The organism is Streptomyces daliensis, from assembly GCF_054782395.1.
Window position 1 is genome coordinate 99,835 of record NZ_BAAGSO010000099.1, and the last position, 19,103, is coordinate 118,937.

The 19,103-nt window shown below is 71.2% G+C and carries 13 protein-coding genes; 5 read left to right on the forward strand and 8 right to left on the reverse strand.

Annotated elements, in window-relative coordinates:
• Positions 1–361: 361 nt before the first annotated feature.
• Both ACYVOO_RS26760 and ACYVOO_RS26765 read right to left on the reverse strand, forming a co-directional pair.
• Positions 362–1,174: a maleylpyruvate isomerase family mycothiol-dependent enzyme gene (locus ACYVOO_RS26760; protein WP_461018260.1), complete on the reverse strand. Its 813-nt coding sequence runs from the start codon at positions 1,172–1,174 to the stop codon at positions 362–364.
• Positions 1,175–1,359: 185 nt separating this feature from the next.
• On the reverse strand, positions 1,360–2,127 hold the full coding sequence (locus ACYVOO_RS26765; RefSeq protein WP_461018277.1) for a HalD/BesD family halogenase: 768 nt from the start codon (positions 2,125–2,127) through the stop codon (positions 1,360–1,362).
• Positions 2,128–2,760: 633 nt separating this feature from the next.
• Here ACYVOO_RS26765 and ACYVOO_RS26770 point away from each other — a divergent pair.
• From ACYVOO_RS26770 to ACYVOO_RS26785, 4 genes are all read left to right on the forward strand, one after another.
• Positions 2,761–3,591 (forward strand): B3/B4 domain-containing protein, encoded by an 831-nt coding sequence (locus tag ACYVOO_RS26770; RefSeq protein WP_461018261.1) that lies wholly within the window; start codon positions 2,761–2,763, stop codon positions 3,589–3,591.
• A gap of 52 nt (positions 3,592–3,643) precedes the next feature.
• The gene (locus ACYVOO_RS26775) at positions 3,644–5,542 is read left to right on the forward strand and encodes a KedN5 family methylcobalamin-dependent radical SAM C-methyltransferase (RefSeq protein WP_461018262.1); all 1,899 of its coding nucleotides are present in this window, start codon (positions 3,644–3,646) and stop codon (positions 5,540–5,542) included.
• 128 nt (positions 5,543–5,670) lie between these two features.
• Positions 5,671–6,717, forward strand: coding sequence for an EamA family transporter (locus ACYVOO_RS26780; RefSeq protein WP_461018263.1), 1,047 nt, complete (start codon positions 5,671–5,673; stop codon positions 6,715–6,717).
• A 39-nt stretch (positions 6,718–6,756) separates the two neighbouring features.
• Entirely contained in the window at positions 6,757–7,986 is a 1,230-nt protein-coding gene (locus ACYVOO_RS26785) for an ATP-grasp domain-containing protein (protein ID WP_461018264.1), read from the forward strand.
• 70 nt (positions 7,987–8,056) lie between these two features.
• Here ACYVOO_RS26785 and ACYVOO_RS26790 read toward each other — a convergent pair whose 3' ends face one another.
• Genes ACYVOO_RS26790 through ACYVOO_RS26800 form a run of 3 tightly spaced genes read right to left on the reverse strand, consistent with a single transcriptional unit; the run spans position 8,057 to position 10,103 of the window.
• Complete coding sequence (locus tag ACYVOO_RS26790; protein ID WP_461018265.1) at positions 8,057–8,401, reverse strand: putative quinol monooxygenase; 345 nt, start codon at positions 8,399–8,401, stop codon at positions 8,057–8,059.
• Positions 8,402–8,412: 11 nt separating this feature from the next.
• A complete protein-coding gene (locus ACYVOO_RS26795; RefSeq protein ID WP_461018266.1) occupies positions 8,413–9,024 on the reverse strand; it encodes a DJ-1/PfpI family protein in 612 nt (203 codons plus the stop codon).
• A 26-nt stretch (positions 9,025–9,050) separates the two neighbouring features.
• Positions 9,051–10,103 carry a GlxA family transcriptional regulator gene (locus ACYVOO_RS26800; RefSeq protein WP_461018267.1) on the reverse strand — a complete coding sequence of 351 codons (1,053 nt, stop codon included), beginning with the start codon at positions 10,101–10,103 and terminating at the stop codon, positions 9,051–9,053.
• Between the two features lie 200 nt (positions 10,104–10,303).
• On the opposite strand from ACYVOO_RS26800, the gene ACYVOO_RS26805 reads away from it, so the two are divergent.
• Positions 10,304–12,790 carry a penicillin acylase family protein gene (locus ACYVOO_RS26805; RefSeq protein ID WP_461018268.1) on the forward strand — a complete coding sequence of 829 codons (2,487 nt, stop codon included), beginning with the start codon at positions 10,304–10,306 and terminating at the stop codon, positions 12,788–12,790.
• A 103-nt stretch (positions 12,791–12,893) separates the two neighbouring features.
• On the opposite strand, the gene ACYVOO_RS26810 is transcribed toward ACYVOO_RS26805, so the two are convergent.
• The 3 genes from ACYVOO_RS26810 to ACYVOO_RS26820 form a co-directional block, all read right to left on the reverse strand.
• On the reverse strand, positions 12,894–14,594 hold the full coding sequence (locus ACYVOO_RS26810) for an FAD-dependent oxidoreductase (RefSeq protein WP_461018269.1): 1,701 nt from the start codon (positions 14,592–14,594) through the stop codon (positions 12,894–12,896).
• Positions 14,595–14,630: 36 nt separating this feature from the next.
• Entirely contained in the window at positions 14,631–15,545 is a 915-nt protein-coding gene (locus tag ACYVOO_RS26815; RefSeq protein WP_461018270.1) for an AurF N-oxygenase family protein, read from the reverse strand.
• A gap of 253 nt (positions 15,546–15,798) precedes the next feature.
• Positions 15,799–19,103: WD40 repeat domain-containing protein (locus ACYVOO_RS26820; RefSeq protein ID WP_461018271.1), on the reverse strand; the 3,305-nt coding region annotated here is incomplete at its 5' end.

Sequence of the window (19,103 nt, forward strand, 5' to 3'; positions counted from 1 at the left end):
GGTCGGCGACCGGGCCGCTCTGAAGTACCTACGGTGTCGGGAGACGCGGAGCGGCGCCCGTCGGCGCCGTGCCCTCGTGCTCCGTCCGCTCGCTCCGTTCCGTCGCTCTCGTCCGAGTCCCGACCGGGTCCGGGTCGGGCGCCGACGGGGAGTCACCTCCACCTGTCCGGTCCCCGCCCGTCCCTGACCTGCGCCGTTAAGCGTACTAAGCGCCCGGTCACCGCGTAAGCCGAGCCTCATCCACCTCAACCGCCTCATGCTTCTCTTGCCCCGTACACCGTCCGGGCACGCACAGTTGGGCAGGACTCGCGGGCGAGACTCGGGAACAGGGGCTCAGGAGCGGGGGCTCAGGGGACGCGCGTCACCGGGGCGGCACGAGCGCGAAGTAGCGTTCGAGCAGGGCGCGGTCCCCCCGCACTCCGTCGAGCCGGTCGGCCGGAAGCCGTTCCCAGAGGAAGAGCATCAGGTCGGAGGCCGTGCCCGCGAGTTCGACGTCCCAGGGCGCCGACTCACCGAGGAGCCGTACGTCGTCGCCGTCGAAGTGCGCCGTCCACACCTCGGGGCCGTCGGTGCGCCGGAAGCGGAAGCGCTCGCCCGCGCCGCGCTGCGCCTGCGCCCAGGCGCGCCGCGCGGGGGCCATGACCTGGAATGTGTGGGCCACGGCGTCGGCCGCCAGCGCGGGATCGAAGGGGCGCGCTTCCCCGGCCACGTTCTCCGCGTCCCAGCGGTGAACGGCGGCCTCGATGGCCTGGATGCGCATCCAGAAGCCCGCGGTGTGCTCCGGGGCCCAGGTCCACACCGGGTCCCGCGGGTCGCTCTTCCTGAACTCCGCCTCCAGCGCGAGGGCTCCCTCGGCGAACCAGTCGACGAGGGAACCGGGGACGGGCCCGAGGGTCGGGGTCTGCTCGAACGAGACGGGCCAGCCCTCGCGTTCGGCGGGCAGCCCGAGAAAGTCCAGATCCGCCGGATCGGGCTCCTCCTGGACCCTCTCGCGCAGGAGACGGAGCACATAGCGGTGCACCGCGCCCAGGTGCGCGATCAGGTCGGTCACCGTCCAGCCCGGGCAGGACGGCACCAGGGGCGCCTCACCGGCCGCGGCGACCGGCCGCACGGCGGCCTCGAAGGCCCTGACCTCACGCCCGAACCCGGAGATGTGCGCCACGCTCTCGTCCATGGCCTCACTGTGCCAGGCGGGCAGGTCACCGGGTATGTGCCGAACTGGACATCCCGGGCCGCTTCTTTCGGTCACCGTTCAGGTCACCGCTCGGGCCATCGCACCGATCCGGCGCGTCGGCCGGGGCCCTTGTGACGGGCCCCGGCCGACGCGCCGCAAGCAACGGCCTGGTCGAGCCGGGCGCGCTAGTCGAACATCGCACCCATGGTCTCGTGAGTGACCTCCTTGTTGAGGTCCCTCTCTCCGGCGAACGTGGTGTTGAGGATGATGCGGGTCTTGTCCTCCGACAGCGGGATCGTCCTGTGGAGGGTGGTGTCGGTGCGGAAGAAGTACAGGTCGCGCGTGATGTTCCCGTACGTGCGGATCGGGTTCTCCAGGAGGTAGTCCATGACCCGCGGGTTGGACTTGTCCCAGTCCGTGTGCGGCACGCACTGGAGGGCCCCGCCGTACTTCAGGTCCGGCGCCTCGATGAGCCAGACGATGGCGTAGCTGAAGTCACCCCAGTGCCAGCCGTGCGTGTCACCCTTTTTGTGCTGGTGGAGAATGGCGTATTTCTCGCCGTCCCACGGGCAGTCGAGGACAGGCTCGGCCGCGATACGGGAGAGTGCCGCCTTGAGCGATTCCGAGGCGTATACCGCCGGAATGATGACGCCGTCCTCAGCAATTGCCGAAGCGCTCACCGTGCTCATATAGCGCGGCGAATCGCTGGTCTCGGGAAGAGTGACGTCTATTCGCTTCTCGTACTGATCGATCAGCCGGTAGGTCTCTTCCTGTAAAGCCTCGAAGACGGCATCAGGAACCAGGTCGCGTACCTTCACGTACCCTTCGCGCCGAAACTGCTGGGACGCCTTCCGGGTGCGTTCTTCGTCGAAGTTCTCGGCGATGTGCTTATCGAGGATCGAATCGACGTTCTCTGGGGTAACGGTCGCGCTCAATTCGCATGCATCCTTCATCTCGGCTGTGATTTCCGGTGCCTCACCAAAAGTGGCGGCGCCCGGTGCGGGAATCAACTGCAAAATCTCAAGTGTGACGACAGTCACATCCACTCAAACGATCATTTCGGATCGCGCCGCCAACTGCTGCCCACCGCGCTCCGGGGTCCTTTATCGATCTTGCCCGTCTGGCCAAAAGTGATCGGCGACCAATCGGAGTACGACAGAGATCTGGCATCCGCCGCCTCCTGGACGTAGCGTCCATGCTCCGTGGCGATGTTTCCGTCGCCACAGCCGCCGCAGGAAGACCTGGCCCACCGTCCGGGCTGGGCCCGGACCGGCGCGCTCACGGGGGAAACACGGGGGAAGGGAACGCGCAGTGCGGCCATCCGCGCCTGACCAGGGGCAGCAGCCATGCCGTCGGACGGCTGTGTCTCCACGGCTCCGCGTCTCCGTGTCCCGGTGGACACCTCACCCGTTGGGCAATCGCCCCCGCGCCGACCACGTCGGCACACACTCGTCGGCGCCACGGCCCATGATGAGCACCGGCATCACCACGAACGCACAGGTGAACCCGCAGCCGCACAAGTACGGCTGCCGGCACACGCGCAAGCACGAACACGAGCACACGCACGAGCACCCCAGGAAGATGCGATGACCCACCCGACCGACGCCGCGACCACGACGACCAGCACCGCGGCCTCCGCCACGGCCCCGACCACGGCCCCGACCACGGCACCGGCCCCGGCCGCGACGACCGCCGCCGGGCGGACACGCGGCCTGACCCTGACCGTCGCGCCCGAGATCGCCGAGCGCTACCCCGACTGCCGGACGGCGGCCGTGCTGGTGCTCGGGGTGAAGAACGCGGAGCCGTGGCCCGAGACCGAGGAGGCCCTGAGCCTCTTCGAGTCCGAGGTGCGCGACGGCACCCGGCACCTCCCCGGTCAGGAGGAGCCCGCCATCGCGGTCTGGCACGACCTGCTGCGCAGCTTCGGCACGAATCCCCGCAGGACACGGCCGAGCGTGGACGCCCTGAGCCGACGCCTCGTCAAGTCGGGCCGGGTGCCCCGGATCTCGCCGCTGGTCGACACGTGCAACCTGGTGTCGCTCCGCTACATGCTGCCGACCGGCGGCTACGACCTCGACGGCATCACCGAGGGCTTCAGCCTGCGCTACGCGCGCCCCGGCGACGTCCACGTCCCCCTGGGCAAGCCGGACGAGCGGGAGACCCCGGTCGACGGCGAAGTGGTCTACGCCGACGGCGGCAATGTGCTGACGCGGCACTGGAACCACCGGGACGCCGACAGCACCAAGGTCACCGAGCGGACCCGGAACGTCATGCTCCTCCTCGAAGGGGTCGCCCCCGTCGTGCCACCGGAGGTGCTGGCCGACGCACAGCGCGAGCTGGCGGCGCTGGTGGCGCCGCACGCCGAGGCGGTCAGCCTCTATGACTTCGATCCGGCCACCGAAACCCGCGTCACATAGTCCGCGGTCGACTGACACGGATTATTTCATCCCACACGGAGGTACCAGCACCATGCTCAAGATTGGCCTGGTTCAGCAGAGCGCCTGGGACCTGCCCATTGATTCCATGCCCCTGGCCGCCGGGTACTTGAAGGCGTTGCTGGACGCCGACGCCGACTTATCCCCCGAGGTCGACGTTCGCATCCACAACCTGCGGGGCGGCTCGTCGGTAACCGACATGGCGCGTTCCATTTTCGAGGACGACGTGCCCGACGTCCTGGCCTTCTCCGTACTCGGCTGGAACTACCGCAACTTCGCCCATCTCGCCGAGCTGCACAAGCAGCTCAAGCCCGACGGCCACACCGTCTTCGGCGGAAACCATGTGAGCCATCAGGCGAAGAAGGTCTTCCGCGAGTGTCCGACCGTGGACATCATCGTGAACGGCGAGGGCGAGCTGACCTTCCGCGACCTCATCACCGCCCTTCTCAAGGACCGCAAAGAACCCGATCTGACGCGCACGCCCGGTCTCTCGTTCCGCACTCCCGACGGGGAGTTCACCACGACCGAGGACCGGGCCCGTATCGACGATCTGGACGTTCTTCCGTCCCCTTTCCTCACCGGCGCGATACCCCTGCTCGACCACAACGGGCACTTCCCCTATGAATTCGCGCTGCTGGAGACCAACCGCGGCTGCCCGTACAAGTGCTCCTTCTGCTACTGGGGAGGCGCCACGGGGCAGCGCGTGCGCTCCTTCTCGCGCGAGCGGCTGGCCGCCGAGCTGGACCTCTTCGGGTTCCACAAGGTGCCCACCGTGTTCCTGTGCGACGCCAACTTCGGCATGCTGGAGGCCGACGAGGAGTTCACCGAGGACCTGCTGAGGGTCAACGAGAAGTACGGGTTCCCCGCGGCCCTGGAGGCCAACTGGGCCAAGAACAAGTCCCAGCGCTTCCACCGCATCGTGCGCACGCTCAGGGACCGCGGCTTCAAGAGCTCCTTCACCCTGGCGCTCCAGACCCTCTCGGACGAGGCGCTCACCGACATGAAGCGCCGCAACATGAAGCTCAACCAGTGGGAGGAGCTGGCGGACTGGCTGGCCGACGAGGGCATGGAGTCCTTCGTCGAGCTGATCTGGGGAGCGCCTGGCGAGACGACGGAGTCGTTCTTCGAGGGGTACGACAAGCTCGCGGAGAAGGTCCCCCGCATCGCGGTCTATCCGCTGCTGCTCCTGCCCAACACGGCCTACAGCGAGCAGCGCGAGCTGCACGGGTTCGTCACCCTGCGCGGCCAGTCCGACGACTTCGAGTACGTGCTGGCGAACCGTTCCTCCACGTTCGCCGAGAACCTGAGCATGCAGCGCTTCATGTATCTCGCCCGCATCCTCGGCGAGAACCAGTTCTTCAAGCGGCTGTGGCACCCGGCGCGGCTGCTGGGAGGGATGACGCAGACGCAGGTCATCAAGTCCCTGATGCGGTGGATCGACGACTCCTCGCACCCCTCCGTCGCGGCCTTCCGCGCGTCGTTCCCCGTTCTCGCCGAGTCCCCCGCCGTCGCCAACGGGCACCGCATGCTCTACGGCGATCCGGCGCTGGAGGCGGAGATCGCGCGCTGGTGGGCCGAGGAGATCGTGCCCAGGTTCCCCGCCGAGTGGGCGGAGTACGGCGCGCACCTCTACACGTTCGAGCACTGGTCGCGCCCCGTCTACCAGCCCCCGGGCAGCGAACTGCCCGCCGGCTGGCGCGTGGAGGGCGAGGAGTACGTCAGCGACCCGGTGGCCTTCCCGTTCCACGCGGCGGAGGCGCTGGGCAGGATCGCGGCGGGCGACACCGTGCCGCCGGATCCCGAGGAAGTGGTGTACGAGTTCCGCGGTCTGCGCGGCTTCTACCAGCACCTCGACAACCACGAGACCGGCGCCCACTACTTCGCCTCGGCCAAGCAGTTGGAGGCCACGGGACAACTCGGCACGACCGCCTGACGGGGCTCTTGACCGCATTGCGCGGGTCACCCCGCTGTGGTTTGCTGGACCGGACTTGACGGCTTGCGCGCACGGATTAGCGCGGCCGTCAAGGACCGGCCGTAGAAATTCCATTGGAGACCCAGTAATTGGCTGAACTTTCTTCTGGTTTACGCACCTCGCACATCGGCCGTGGCGTCGCCCCGATTCTCGGATTCGCCACTCTGACCGCCGCACTGGACGTCTATGGGGGCAACAAGCTCCAGGTCATCAGTCCAGAAACCATGGCGGCCATTTCCTTCTCGCTGGCCGCGGTCTTCTTCCTCGGGCTGGAGATCACCCGCCGGGGCGCCGCCGCCACCTTCCGGCCGATGCGCACGCACAGCTACGACGTCACCGCCATCAATGTCACCACCGCCGTGACATGGCTCTCCATGCTGTATTCGCTCAAATACCTCGAACCCGCCGTGGTGAGCATCGTCGTCGTGGCGCTCGGGCCCGTGCTCACCCTGCTGATGGGCCCGCTGCTGCGGCGCGGCAGTTCGGTGATCGGGGCCGAGATCGGGGTCTCGCTGGGCATCTCGGCCGTTCTCGGGGTGCTGGTCTGGGGCTCCTTCACGGGCCGCAGCGGCGTGGGCGACGTGGGCACGGGCCAGGCCGCGCTGGGCATGCTCTTCGCCCTGCTGTGCGGGGTCGGGTCCACGGCCAACATCATCTATATGAAGCGGCTCAGCGAGACCGGGCACAGTCCGCAGGCGGTGCTCGCGATCCGGTTCTTCCTGATGATCGCGATCTCCTGGGTCATGACGGCACTGAGCGACAACCCCGAACTCGGCGCGGGATTCGTGCCGGGTCTGATCGTCGCCGTGATCGGCGTCGGACTGCCGATCTACGTGCTCCAGATCGGCATCCGCCACACCGAGCCGATCACCACCTCGCTCCTGCTCTCCCTCTCCCCCCTCATCACGTTCCTGCTCCAGTTCCTGGACGGCAGGCTGCGGCCTTCGGCGCTCACGCTGACGGGAATCTTCGCGATCGTCGTGCTCGTCGGCGCGGGAACACTCGCGCGAAGCCGGTACGACGCGCGGACTTCACCACCGGAGGAAGAGAAACCGCTCCCGACGGCACCGGAACCAGAACCGGAACCGGCACAGAGCGAAACGTCACCGGCGCAGAGCAAAGAAGAGCTGAGCTAGAGAACCGAGCTGGAGAACTGAGCTGGAAGGGCTTGTGTGATGACGTGTGCCATTGTGGACGCCTATGGTGCCGGGCGCCTGCTGCCCGCGGCGCTGCGTCGCTACGGCGTCGAATTCCTCCACGTCCGCTCCGAATTCCCGGACACCTATCTGGAATACCGTCCCGAGGATTTCTCCGTCGATATCGCGCACAAGGGTGACGTGGAGGCGACGGCGGCGGAACTGCGGCGGCACGGCGTGGACCACGTCGTGGCGGCTGCCGAGTCGGGCGTGCTGCTCGCCAACGAGCTGTCCGTCGCGCTCGGCACCCCGGGCAACGGCATGCGGCGGCCCGAGGCGCGGCGGAACAAGCTCCAGATGCAGCGGGCCGTGCGCGACGCGGGGCTCGCCAGTGCCGACAGCCTCGTCTCCGCCTCGGCCGACGAGGTGGTGGCCTGGGCCGTCGACCGCGGCGAGTGGCCGGTGATCCTCAAGCCGGTCGCCAGCGCGGGCACGGACAACGTCCTCATCTGCGACTCGGCCGACGACGTCCGCGCCGCGCACGCCCGCATCCTGAGCGGCACGGACCGCTACGGCCGCGGGAACGGGACCGTACTGGCCCAGCGCTTCCTCGTCGGCGAAGAGCACTACGTGAACACCGTCAGCAGGAACGGCGTCCACCGCATCGTCGAGATCTGGCACTACTTCAAGCGCCCGGTGCCCGGTGGGCGTTCCATCAACGACTACGAGATCCTGCTGCCGCCCGACGACCCCGAGGCCCGCCAGATCGGCGACTACACCCTCGACGTGCTCGACGCGCTGGAGATCCGCAACGGCGCCGCGCACACCGAGGTGATGCTGACGAAGGACGGCCCCGTGCTCATCGAGTGCGGGGCGCGGCTGGGGGGCGGGCAGATGCCGGACGTGCTGTCCCGGTGCATCGGCACCGACCAGGTGGACCGGCTGGCCTTCTCCATCGCCCACCCGGAGGAGTTCTCCGGCGGCTCCCAGGAGCCGTACCGGCCGCGCACCCATCTGCGGTGCGTCAACCTGATCAGCCCGCACGACGGAACTGTGCCCTCCGGGGCGCGCTGGGACCCCGTCAGGGCGCTCCCCTCCTTCGCCGCGCTGGTGCCGAACCTGCCCGAAGGCGGTCCGGCACCGCGCACCGTGGACCTGGCCACGTGCCCCGGGGCCGTCTATCTCAGCTCGCACGACGCGACCCAGGTCGAAGCGGACTGCGCACGGCTGCGGGAGCTGGAGCGGGACGGGCTCTACGACGGCGGCTGAGGCGGGACGGGACACGACGGGGTGGCTGAGGGGCCCGGCCAGGCGGCTGCGGTCCCCTCAGCCGCGTCGGCTACTGCGCGGGAAAGTCCGGGTAGACCCTGACCTGCGGCCTGGTGCGGGCCCATTCGCGCACCTCGGGTCCCACGGGACCGTAGATCTCCGCGAAGATCATCTCCGCGGTCTCCCCCACCCGCGCCAGCAGCTCCGCCTGGTGTTCGTTGTGCATCACGGCAGCAGCGGAGTCGGTGTACTCCTCCAGCACCAGATAGCAGCCGGGATCGGGCATCGAGAACCAGCGGTAGCTGACGGTTCCGGGCTCGGCCGCCGCCGCGTCGCGCAACGCCAGTGCGATGCGCTCGAATTCGGCCTGCCGACCGTCCCTGACGTCGAAGCGGGCCCGTACGAAAATGCTCATGCCCCACTACATCAAACCCCGGACCTCATGCGCTCCACCAGGGCAGCCGGGGCCTTCTCGGGGGAGCCCGCGTCGTAGGGCGGCTGGGGGTCGTACTCGATCATGAGCTGGACGGTCTGCGCCAGTTCGTCGCCCGCGATCCGCCCCGCGAGGGTCAGGCCCATGTCGATCCCGGCCGACACGCCCGCGCCGGTCACGTACTTGCCGTCGAACACGACGCGCTCCCCCGTCGGCCGGGCCCCGAGCCGCTCCAGTTCCTCCATCATGAGCCAGTGCGTCGTGGCCCGGCGGCCTTCGAGCAGCCCGGCGGCGGCGAGCAGGAGGGAGCCGGTGCACACGGAGGTCGTCCAGGTGGTGGCCGTGTCCACCGTGCGCAGCCAGTCGAGCAGCGTCTCGTTGCCGGTGTCGGGCCCGGGCCCGCCGGGCACGACCACGAGGTCGGGGCGCATGGCCTCGGCGAGCGGCCTGGCCACGACGGAGAGGCTGCGGCAGTCGTCCAGGACGGGGCCCGCCTCCTCGGCGACGAACACCGCCTCGACGTCCGGCAGTGCGCTGAGCGTCTGGTAGGGGCCCACAGCGTCGAGCGCGGTGAACTTGTCGTAGAGGAGGATCGCGATCTGCATGGGGTTCGGTCCTTTCGTCGGGCGGGTCACTGGGTGGGTCGGGGGCGCTGTTCGACGGGGGCGGCCGAGGGGGCAGCCCGGAAGTCCGCGCCGAAGCCCGCGCTGAAGCGGCGGCGGTACTCCGCCGGTGACGCGCCCAGCGCGTTGAGGAAGGCGCGCCGCATGGCCTCGGGGGTGCCGTAGCCGCAGCTGCGGGAGATCTCCTCCACTCCCCCGCGGGTGTCCTCCAGGAGCCTGCGGGCGTGTTCCAGACGTACGCGGTCGACGTAGCGGCCCGGGGTCATGCCCGTCTCGGCGTGGAAGGCCCGCGCGAAGTGCCGTGGCGAGAGGCGGGCGCGCGCCGCCAGCGACTCCACCGTCAGATCGCCCTCCGGATGTTCGGTGATCCAGCGCTGCACCTCGCGCAGCGGTTCGCGGCGCGCGGTCTGCGCGGACAACTGGGCGCTGAACTGGGCCTGGTTGCCGGGGCGGCGGAGGAAGACGACGAGATAGCGGGCGACGGCGAGCGCGACCTCTCTGCCGAGGTCCTCCTCGACGAGGGCGAGGGCCAGGTCGATGCCCGCGGTGACGCCCGCCGAGGTGGCGACGTGCCCGTCGCGCACATAGATGGGATCGGGATCGACCTCGACCTCGGGGTGGTCGCGGGCGAGCTTGTCGCAGAACGCCCAGTGGGTCGTCGCGCGGCGCCCGTCCAGCAGCCCCGCCTCGGCCAGCGCGAGCGCGCCGGTGCACACGGACACCAGACGCGGGGCCCGCGGTGCGTGTGCCCGCAGCCAGCCGACGAGACGCGCCTCGCAGGCCCTGGTGCCCTCACCGCCCGGCACGAGCAGGGTGTGCGGTACGGGCGCGTCGTCGAGGGCGAGGTCGGGAGCGAGGGAGAGGCCGCTCGACGTGCGGACGGGGGCGCCGTCGAGCGAGGCGGTACGGACCCGGTAGGCGCCGGGTCCCGGCGCCGTGACGAGGTGGGCGGCGCCGGTGAAGACCTCGACGGGGCCCGTGACGTCGAGGCTCTGCACACCGTCGAAGAGGACGACGAGCACGTCCTTGGCGCGGCCGGGGCCGGCCGGGTCTCGTGTCATGCCCCGGATTCTTCAGCGGTCCCGGTCCGTCCGCAATGACGAGAACCCCACCTTTCCTGCCATGGCCCGGCGCGGACCCGGCTCGGGTCCGGCGTGAACCCGGCGCGAGTACACGCCAATTCACGTCGGCCCCCTCCCCGGATAAGCAACCGCTCGGTACTGTCCGCCGAGCCCTGTCCGACCGACGCTGTGAGGTTCCGATGCAACGGCGCTTCAGACGCCTCGCCCTTCTGGGCACCGCGCTGTTGACCATGGCCGCCACCCTGGCTCCCGCCACGGCGGCCGAGCGCACCGAAGAGCAGCGCCCCTCGGGCGGCGGTCTGTCGGCAACGCTCAGGTACACCGAACACGGCATCCCGCACATCCTCGCCAAGGACTACGCCGGGGTGGGCTTCGGCTCCGGATGGGCGCAGGCCGCCGACATGGTGTGCGTGCTCGCGGACGGGTTCGTGACGGTACGCGGTGAACGCTCCAGGTACTTCGGCCCGGACAAGGCGCCCGACGGCTCGCTCTCCTCGGCCGGCAGCAACCTCTCCAGCGACGCCTTCTTCCGCGCCGCGCGGGAGTCGCCCGAGGTCGCGAAGCAGCTCAAGCCCGGCTCGGGCGGCGGCGACGGCGGCGACCGGGGCCGGAGAGACGGTGGCCGGGGTGACGGTGGCCGGGGTGACGGTGGCCGCGAGGCCAGGAACGCCGCCGAGATGACCCGCGGCTGGATCGCGGGCTACAACGCCTGGCTCGCGCAGAACCGGGTCACGGACCCGGCCTGCGCGGGCGCCGACTGGGTCGGGCCGATCACCGCGAAGGACATGGCAACCCGCGCCTTCGCACTCTCCGTGATCGGCGGCCAGGGCGGCGCCGCCGACGGCATCACGAGCGCGCGGCCGCCCGCCGACGGACCCGGCGCCACCCGCTCCCCCTCCCGGCCGGATCCCGACACGCAGGCCGACGCCGCACGGAAGCTGCTCGACACCAGCACGGCGGACATGGGCTCCAACGCCGTCGCGTTCAGCGGTGCGACGACCGCCGACAACCGGGGCCTGCTCCTCGGCAACCCGCACTACCCCTGGCAGGGCGGGCGCCGGTTCTGGATGTCGCAGCAGACCATCCCCGGCGAACTGAACGTCTCCGGCGGCTCACTGCTCGGCTCGCCCGCCATCTCCATCGGGCACAACGCGCACGTCGCCTGGAGCCACACCGTCGCCACCGGCGTCCCCTTCAACCTGCACCAGCTCACGCTGGACCCCGAGGACCCCACCTCCTACCTCGTCGACGGCGAGAGCGAGCCGATGACCAAGCGCACCGTCACCGTCCCCGTGAAGGGCGGCGGCGAGCGGACCATGACCGAGTGGTGGACGCGCTACGGCCCCGTCCTCACCTCCTACGACTCCGATCTGCCGCTGCCGTGGACGCGCACGACGGCCTACGCGCTCAACGACCCGAACGCCGCCAACGACCGCCTCACCGCCACCTCCCTCGGCTTCAGCAAGGCGCGCGGCACTCAGGGCATGCTCGACTCGCTCCGCCGTCACCAGGGCATGCCGTGGGTGAACACCATCGCGTCGGACAGCTCCGGGCACTCGCTGTTCACCCAGTCGCAGGTGCTGCCGCGGATCACCGACGCGCTGGCCGGGCGCTGCTCCACCGAGCTGGGCAGGGCGACGTACCCGGCCAGCGGCCTCGCGGTGCTCGACGGCTCGCGCGGTGACTGCGCGCTGGGCAGCGACCCGGACGCGGCGCAGCCCGGCATCTTCGGCCCGTCGCGCATGCCGACGCTCAAGGACGCCCCGTACGCCGAGAACTCGAACAACAGCGCCTGGCTGGCCAACGCCGACCGGCCGCTGAGCGGGTACGAGCGGGTCTTCGGCGACATCGGCACCCCGCGTTCGCTGCGCACACGGGGTGCCATCGAGGACGTGGCGAAGATGGCCGGGCGGGGGAAGCTGACGGTGCGCGACCTCCAGAAGCAGCAGTTCGCCGACCGTGCACCGGCCGGTGACCTCGCGGCTGCCGACGCGGCCCGCGCCTGCGCCGCGCTCCCCGGCGGCACGGCCACCGGCAGCGACGGGGCCAGGGTGGACGTGTCCGGGGCCTGCCCGGTCCTCGAACGGTGGGACCGGAGCATGCGCAAGGACAGCCGTGGCGCGCTGCTCTTCGACCGGTTCTGGCGGGAGCTGACGGCGCAGGTGCCGGAGACCGAGCGGTGGAAGGTGCCCTTCGACCCGGCGCACCCCGTCACGACCCCGCACACGCTCAACACGGCGGCGCCCGGCTTCACCCGCGCCCTGGCCGACGCCGTGGCGCAGCTGCGCGACGCTGACATCGCGCTCGATGCTCCCCTGGGCGAGCACCAGTTCGTGGAGCGGAACGGGAAGCGGACGGCACTGCACGGTGGTACGGAGCCGCTCGGCGTGTGGAACAAGCTGGAGCCGGAGTGGAACGCGGCGGAGGGCGGCTACACCGAGGTGGCCATGGGTTCCAGCTACATCCAGGCGGTCGGCTGGGACGGTTCGCGCTGCCCGGTGGCCCGCACGCTGCTGACCTACTCCCAGTCGAGCAACCCCGCGTCGCCTTACTACAGCGACATGACGCGGCTCTTCGGGGACAGCGAGTGGGTCACCTCGCGCTTCTGCGAGAAGGACATCGCGGCCTCACCCGAGCTGCGGGTGGAGCGCGTCTCCGCGCGCTGACGCCCTGACGGGCTGGCCCCGGGCGCGGGTGCGAGGAGACGTACTCGCTTCCGCGCCCGGGTTTCCCGCCTCTCGACGCGCCAGCCGACCGGCCGAAGCGCCGTTACGCCGGGGCCCCGGCCCGCTCCGCCCGCCGGGCCGCCGCCGAGCGCACGCCCCCGCCCCTGTCCCCGCTCCGCGCGCGGCTGCGGCGGCGCGCCAGCCGGTGGAACGCCTTCGCGGCGCGCGTCGGCGTGGGCAGCGTGCCCTCGACGGCGTCGGCGAGCAGCGTGCCGACCGTCTCCGCGGCGCAGGTGCGGTTGGCGCCGATGCCGCCCGAGGGGCCGCGCTTGATCCAGCCCACGACGTACGTGCCGCGCATGCCCCGCACGCGTCCGCCCTCGTGCGGAACGGTGCCCGTGGCCTCGTCGAACGGCAGCCCCGCGACCGGCACGCCGCGGTAGCCGACTGCACGCAGCAGCGTCCCCGCCGGGATCACCCGCTCACGCGGGGCGCGCCCCGGTCCGTCGCCCGAGCCGTCCGCCGGGCCCTCCGTGACGCGCACGCCGCTGACGCCGCCCGTGTCCGTGCCCAGCACCTCGCGCGCGGAGGAGTGGAAGCGGAAGACGATGCGCCGCCCCGGCGCGGGGGCCTGCGACCAGTCCGTCGCCGTACGGGTCACCCCGCGCAGGAGCGCCGCCTTGTCCTGGACTCCGGGCGCGCCGGGCCCGTCGGCCGCCGCGTCGATCGCCGTGCCGACGCGCGGGTCGTGGTCGTCCACGACGAGGTCCACGCCGGGCAGGTGCTTGAGCGCGAGCAGTTCGGATCTGGTGTACGCCGCGTTCTCGGGGCCGCGCCGCCCGAGCAGCACCACCTCGCGCACCTTGCTGGCGTGCAGGGCCGCCAGCGCGTGGGGCGCGATCTCGGTACCGGCCAGCGTGTCCGGGTCCGCGACGAGGATGCGGGCGACGTCGAGGGCGACGTTGCCGTTGCCGACCACCACCACGCGCTCGGCCGACAGGTCGATCGCGTCCGGCGCCACCTCCGGGTGCGCGTTGTACCAGGAGACGAACGTCGTCGCGGCGATGCTGCCGGGCAAGTCCTCGCCGGGGATGCCGAGACGGCGGTCGGTGGAGGCGCCCACCGCGTAGATCACCGCGTCGTGGTGCGCGGCGAGTTCCTCCGCCGTCACGTCCCTGCCGATGTCGAGCCCCAGGTGCAGCCGCGAGCGGGGGTGCGAGAGGAACCTCGCGAAGGTGTCACCGGCCCGCTTGGTCGCGGGGTGGTCGGGCGCGACGCCGTAGCGGACGAGCCCGCCCGCCACCGGGAGCCGGTCGATCAGGGTCACCTCGGCGTGGGTGTGCAGCAGCAGGTCCTCGGCCGCGTACATGCCAGCGGGGCCCGTGCCGACGACCGCGACGCGGATCGGCTTGAAGTCCGAGGGCAGTACGCGGTCGAAGACCGGGCGGTCCCAGTGGTGGAAGTTGGGGCTGCCCGGCGCCGGTTCGGGCCCGGCGATGCCCGCGCCCTCCCTCTCCGTCCCCTCGTCCTCCGCGCTCGCCGCTTGCCCCGCGTTCTCGTAGTACGCCGCGTTGATCTCGGCGTACTCCTTCTGCGCGGCGGAGAGGCTGTCCACGGGGAAGACCGCGTCCACCGGGCAGGCGTCGGCGCAGGCCCCGCAGTCGATGCAGGTCTTCGGGTCGACGTACAGCATCTCCGTGCTGCCGAAGGCCCGCTCGTCGGGCGTCGGATGGATGCAGTTGACGGGGCACACGGCGACGCAGGTGGCGTCGCTGCAACAGTTCTGGGTGATGGCGTAGGGCATGTCGTCCGCTCAGTCCGCTGGGTCCGCTCAGTCCGCTCAGATCAGGTGGGCGCGCTTGTAGAAGATCAGCGCGGGCTTGGTGAGCAGGCGTGCCGAGGCCAGGAAGTCCATCAGGCCCGAGCAGCTGGAGCGCATCATCGACTTGTGGTGCTCATTCGCCTCGGCCTCGCGCAGGGCGCGCTCGCTGTCGAGCCCGGCGTTCGCGTACACGCCCTTGTTCACCATGCTGGTGACGATGACGTAGGACGCGATGGCGATCACGAAGGCGCTGATCTGACGCCGCACCCAGCCCGCCTTCGCGAGCCGCTTGCGCGTCTCGTCGCGGGCGAACTTCATGTGCCGCGACTCCTCGACGACGTGGATGTTGTTGATGGTGCGCACGAACGGCACGACGCGCTCGTCCCGCATCCAGTCGCGCTGCATGACGTCGAGGACCTCCTCGGCGACAAGGATCGCCGCGTACGCCGACTCGCCGAAGGCGAGGGTCTTGAAGGCCCGGCCCAGCTCGACGGCCACCCGGTGGGGCCGGTACGGCGGCGCGCCCAGCTTCTTGGCGCCGCGGGCGAACATGATCGAGTGGCGGCACTCCTCGGCTATCTCGGTGAGGGCCCACTGGAACTCGTCGTCGGTCGGGTCCTTCGCGTAGATGTCGCGCAGCACCATCTGCTGGAGGATCATCTCGAACCATATGCCGGTGCTGGCGACGGACGCGGCCTCGTGCCGCGTCAGCTCCTTGCGCTGGGCCTCGCTCAGCTCGCTCCAGTACCGCGTCCCGTAGAGCGTGCTCCACTCCGGGCTCGCGCCGTGGAAGTCCTTGTCGAGCGGCGTCTCCCAGTCCACCTCCGTGGCCGGGTCGTACGCCAGCGTCGCGGCCGAGTCGAGCAGCCGCCGGGCGACGTCCTGCCGGTCGAGGTCGTCCTGAGTCTCTGGTCGAACCGTGCTGCTTGCCATCCTGCGGCTCCTACAGTCAGGAAAGGGGTCCTTGTTCGCTGTGGCGTTCGCGCTGCGGCCGGAGGGGGATGCGGCCGTCGCCTCTCTCCGGTGGATCGCCGGGGCGGCAGCCAGCGCCCGCTTGCTGACGGACGGTATAACAAGGACCGGCGCGCGGCCTACCCCCCAGTAAAAATCCGCACGCTCTCCCCACCTTCACCATCACCCTCCCCCGGGCGCACGGCTCACGGCTCACGGCTTCACGGCGCACGGCTCACGGGTCGGCGGGGAGATCGCCCACGGGGCAGGTCTCGTGGTAGGCGGTGTCGGGGAAGTAGCGCTTCCAGTCCTCCCGACTGAAGTTCAGCTTGGCGATGTCGCACAGCTCCCGGACCTTGCGGTGGGGGTCGGTGATCCACAGCATGGCCGTGCGGTCGTCGCTGCCGGTGACCAGGGTCTCGCCGTCGGGGCTGAAGTCGAGGGAGCGTACGGGCCGGGTGTGGCCGTTCAGCGAGGCCCGGGGGGTGCGCTTCTCCACGTCCCACAGGACCGTCGTCGTCTCGGGGGTCGCGGCGGCCAGGGTGCGTCCGTCCGGGGAGAAGGCGAGATCGTACGAGGGGCCGCTGTGGCCGACCAGTGTGGCGACGAGATCGTGTGCGGCCACGTCCCACAGCGCCACCGTGTCCCGCGCGCCGGAGATGGCCAGGGTGCGGCCGTCCGGGCTGAATGCCGCCGACCAGGAGGCCCCGTCGGTGCCGGGGAACGTCGCGCGCTTCTTCCGCTCGGCGAGGTCCCACAGGGTCGTGTCGCCGCTGCGCAGGGTCACGGCGAGGGTGCGGCTGTCCGGGGTGAAGGCCACGTCCGTGGCGGGATCGGTGGTGCTCGCGGCCGGGAGCTCGGTCGCCTCCTCGGGCCGCTGGGCGTCCCGTAGCGCGAGGGTGTTGTCCGAGGTGACGGTGACCAGGGTGCGGCCGTCGGGGCTGTAGGCGACCAGCTTGAAGTCTCCGCGCCCGACGCGCTTGCCGTGCTTCTCGCGCTCCGGCTCGGAGCCGAGATCCCAGAGGGTGAGACCCCCCTCGCCGGGCTCGCCCGCGTCACCGCCCGTGGCGAGGGTGCGTCCGTCGGGGCTGAAGGCGATGCTGTTGACGGAGTCGTCGCCGTTGTCGAGGGTGGCCTGCCGGGTGCGGTCGGCGGAGTTCCACAGCACGGTGGCGCCGTCGCTCCCCGCGGAGGCAAGCGTGCTCCCGTCGGGGCTGAAGGCGACGTCGTTGACCTCGTCCGTGTGCCCGGCCATGGGGACGCGGGTGGGGTCCCACATGCTGATGGTGCCGTCGGATCCGCCTGCGGCGAGCCGCGATCCGCCGGGGCGGAAGGCGAGGCTGCGGAGATCACCGGTGTGCCCGGTGAGGACGGCTCGCCTGTAGTGCCCACGGGCGTCCCAGAGCATGACGGTGTCATCGTCTCCAGCGGTGGCCAGCGTACGGCCGTCGGAGGCGAAGGCCACCGCGTTGATCGGCCCTTCGTGGCCGGTGAGCGTGGCCTGCCGGGTGTGTTCCCGCGCGTCCCACAGCCGCAGCGTGCTGTCGGCGCCTGTGCTGGCCAGGGTACGGCCGTCCGGGGAGAAGGCGAGGCCGTCGACGGAGCGGCTGTGGCCCCTGAGGGTGGCGGTGGATGTGCCGGTGTCCGCCTTCCACAGCCGTACGGTGTGGTCGGCGCCCGCGGTGGCCAGGGTGCGGCCGTCCGGGCTGAAGGCCACCGCGTTGACGGTGCCGGAGTGCCCGTCGAAGGTCTGCGTCCTGGAGTGCTCGTGCACGCCGAGCACCTCGACCTCGCCCTCCGTACCCACGACCGCCAGGCTGCGGCCGTCCGGGCTGAAGGCGAGATCGCGCACCCGGTCCGTGCCGCTGGACAGCGACGCCGACTTCTTGCGGGTCTTCAGGTCCCAGAGGACGACGGATCCGCGGTCGCCGCCGGTGGCCGCCCAGCGTCCGTCCTTGGTGACGGCCACCGCACGCCACGAGGCCGTGAGGCCGTCGACTTCGAGCTGCTGCTTCCCCCGCTCGGTGTCCCACAGCATCAGCTTGCGGTCCTGGCCGACGGTGGCCAGGAGGCCGTCGCGGCCGTAGGCGAGGTCGAAGAGCGTTCCGGTGTGGCCGAGGAGTTTGGCCCGGTAGTCCTTGTAGGCGTCCATCGACAGCACGGCGCTGCGGGCCTCCCAGGTGGGGGCGAGGCGGTACGCCTCCACGCTCAGCAGGATGGCGGTCTTCTGCCGGGTGTTGGCCATGCTGAGGGCCTGGGCCGCGAGTTGGCGCGATTGCGCCACCCGCTGGGCCCGCTCCGCCTGGCTCCGCTCGCGCACCGCGACCGTGCCGACGACGGTGACGGCCACCAGCAGCCCGGCCAGCGCGAGGGCCAGTACCCGCAGACGGCGTGCCGTGCGCAGCGCCCGGTTCTGCTCCGCGTCCTGCGCGGCGATGCTGGCGTCCGCGAAGGCACGCTCCCGCGGGTTCAGTTCCTCCCGGGCGCCGGGGCGGGCCAGCCACTCGCGCAGCAGCGCCAACTGCGTGCCCCGGTACAGCGCGCCCGCGTCGCGCCCCAACTCCTGCCAGGTACCGGCCGCCTCCGTCATCCTGCGGTGCACCCGCAGCCGCTCGCGGTCCTCCTCGATCCACTCCCGCAGCCGGGGCCACGCGGTGAGCACCGCCTCGTGCGCCAGATCGGCGCGGGTGCCGTCGAGGATGACCAGCCGCGCCCGCACCAGCGCCTCCAGCACCGACTCCGCCTCCGCTTCCCCGTGCCCGCTGGGAAGCAGTTCCTCGCGCTCGGCCGGGCGCCGGGTGTCGGGGGCTCCGTCGCCGGGGGTGACCAGCCGCAGCAGCAGCCGCCGCAGCACGACGGCCTGCGCGGGGGCGAGCCGCGCGTACAGCTCCTCGGCTGTCTGCGCGATGGCGCCGTGCAGACCGCCCGCCGCCTCGTACCCGGCCACCGTCAGCGCCTTGCCCGAGCGGCGGCGCCAGGTCTCCAGCAGCGCGTGCGACATCAACGGCAGCCCGCCCGGCTCGTCCGCCACCTCCTCCACTATGCGCGCGGTCAGCGCCCGCTCGACGATCAGCCCCGTGCTCTGCGCCGGCTTGACCACCGCCTCCCGCAACTCCTCCCGCCCCATCGGCCCCACCAGCACGCTCGCCTCGCGCAGCGCCTCGGCCAGGCCACGGTGCTCCGCACACCGCCCGAAGAAGTCGGCCCGCACCGCGACCACGACCCGTAACCGGCTCCCCGCACTCCGGGCCGCCAGCAGCGCGCCGAAGAACGCGGAGCGCTCGGCCGCGTCCTGGCACAGCGCGAACGCCTCCTCGAACTGGTCGACGATGACCACGGTCTCCCCGACGGCATCCTGGGGCGCCAGCAGATGCCCAAGCGTGCTGGCGGGGCGCTCCCCCGGGCTCAGCAGGCGCACCACCGAGGGACGCCGCTCCGCTACGGGGTCGTCCCGGAGAGCGGGCACCAGCCCGGCACGCAGCAGCGAGGACTTCCCGCTGCCCGAAGCGCCCACCACGGCGGTGAAACGGCTGCGGCGCA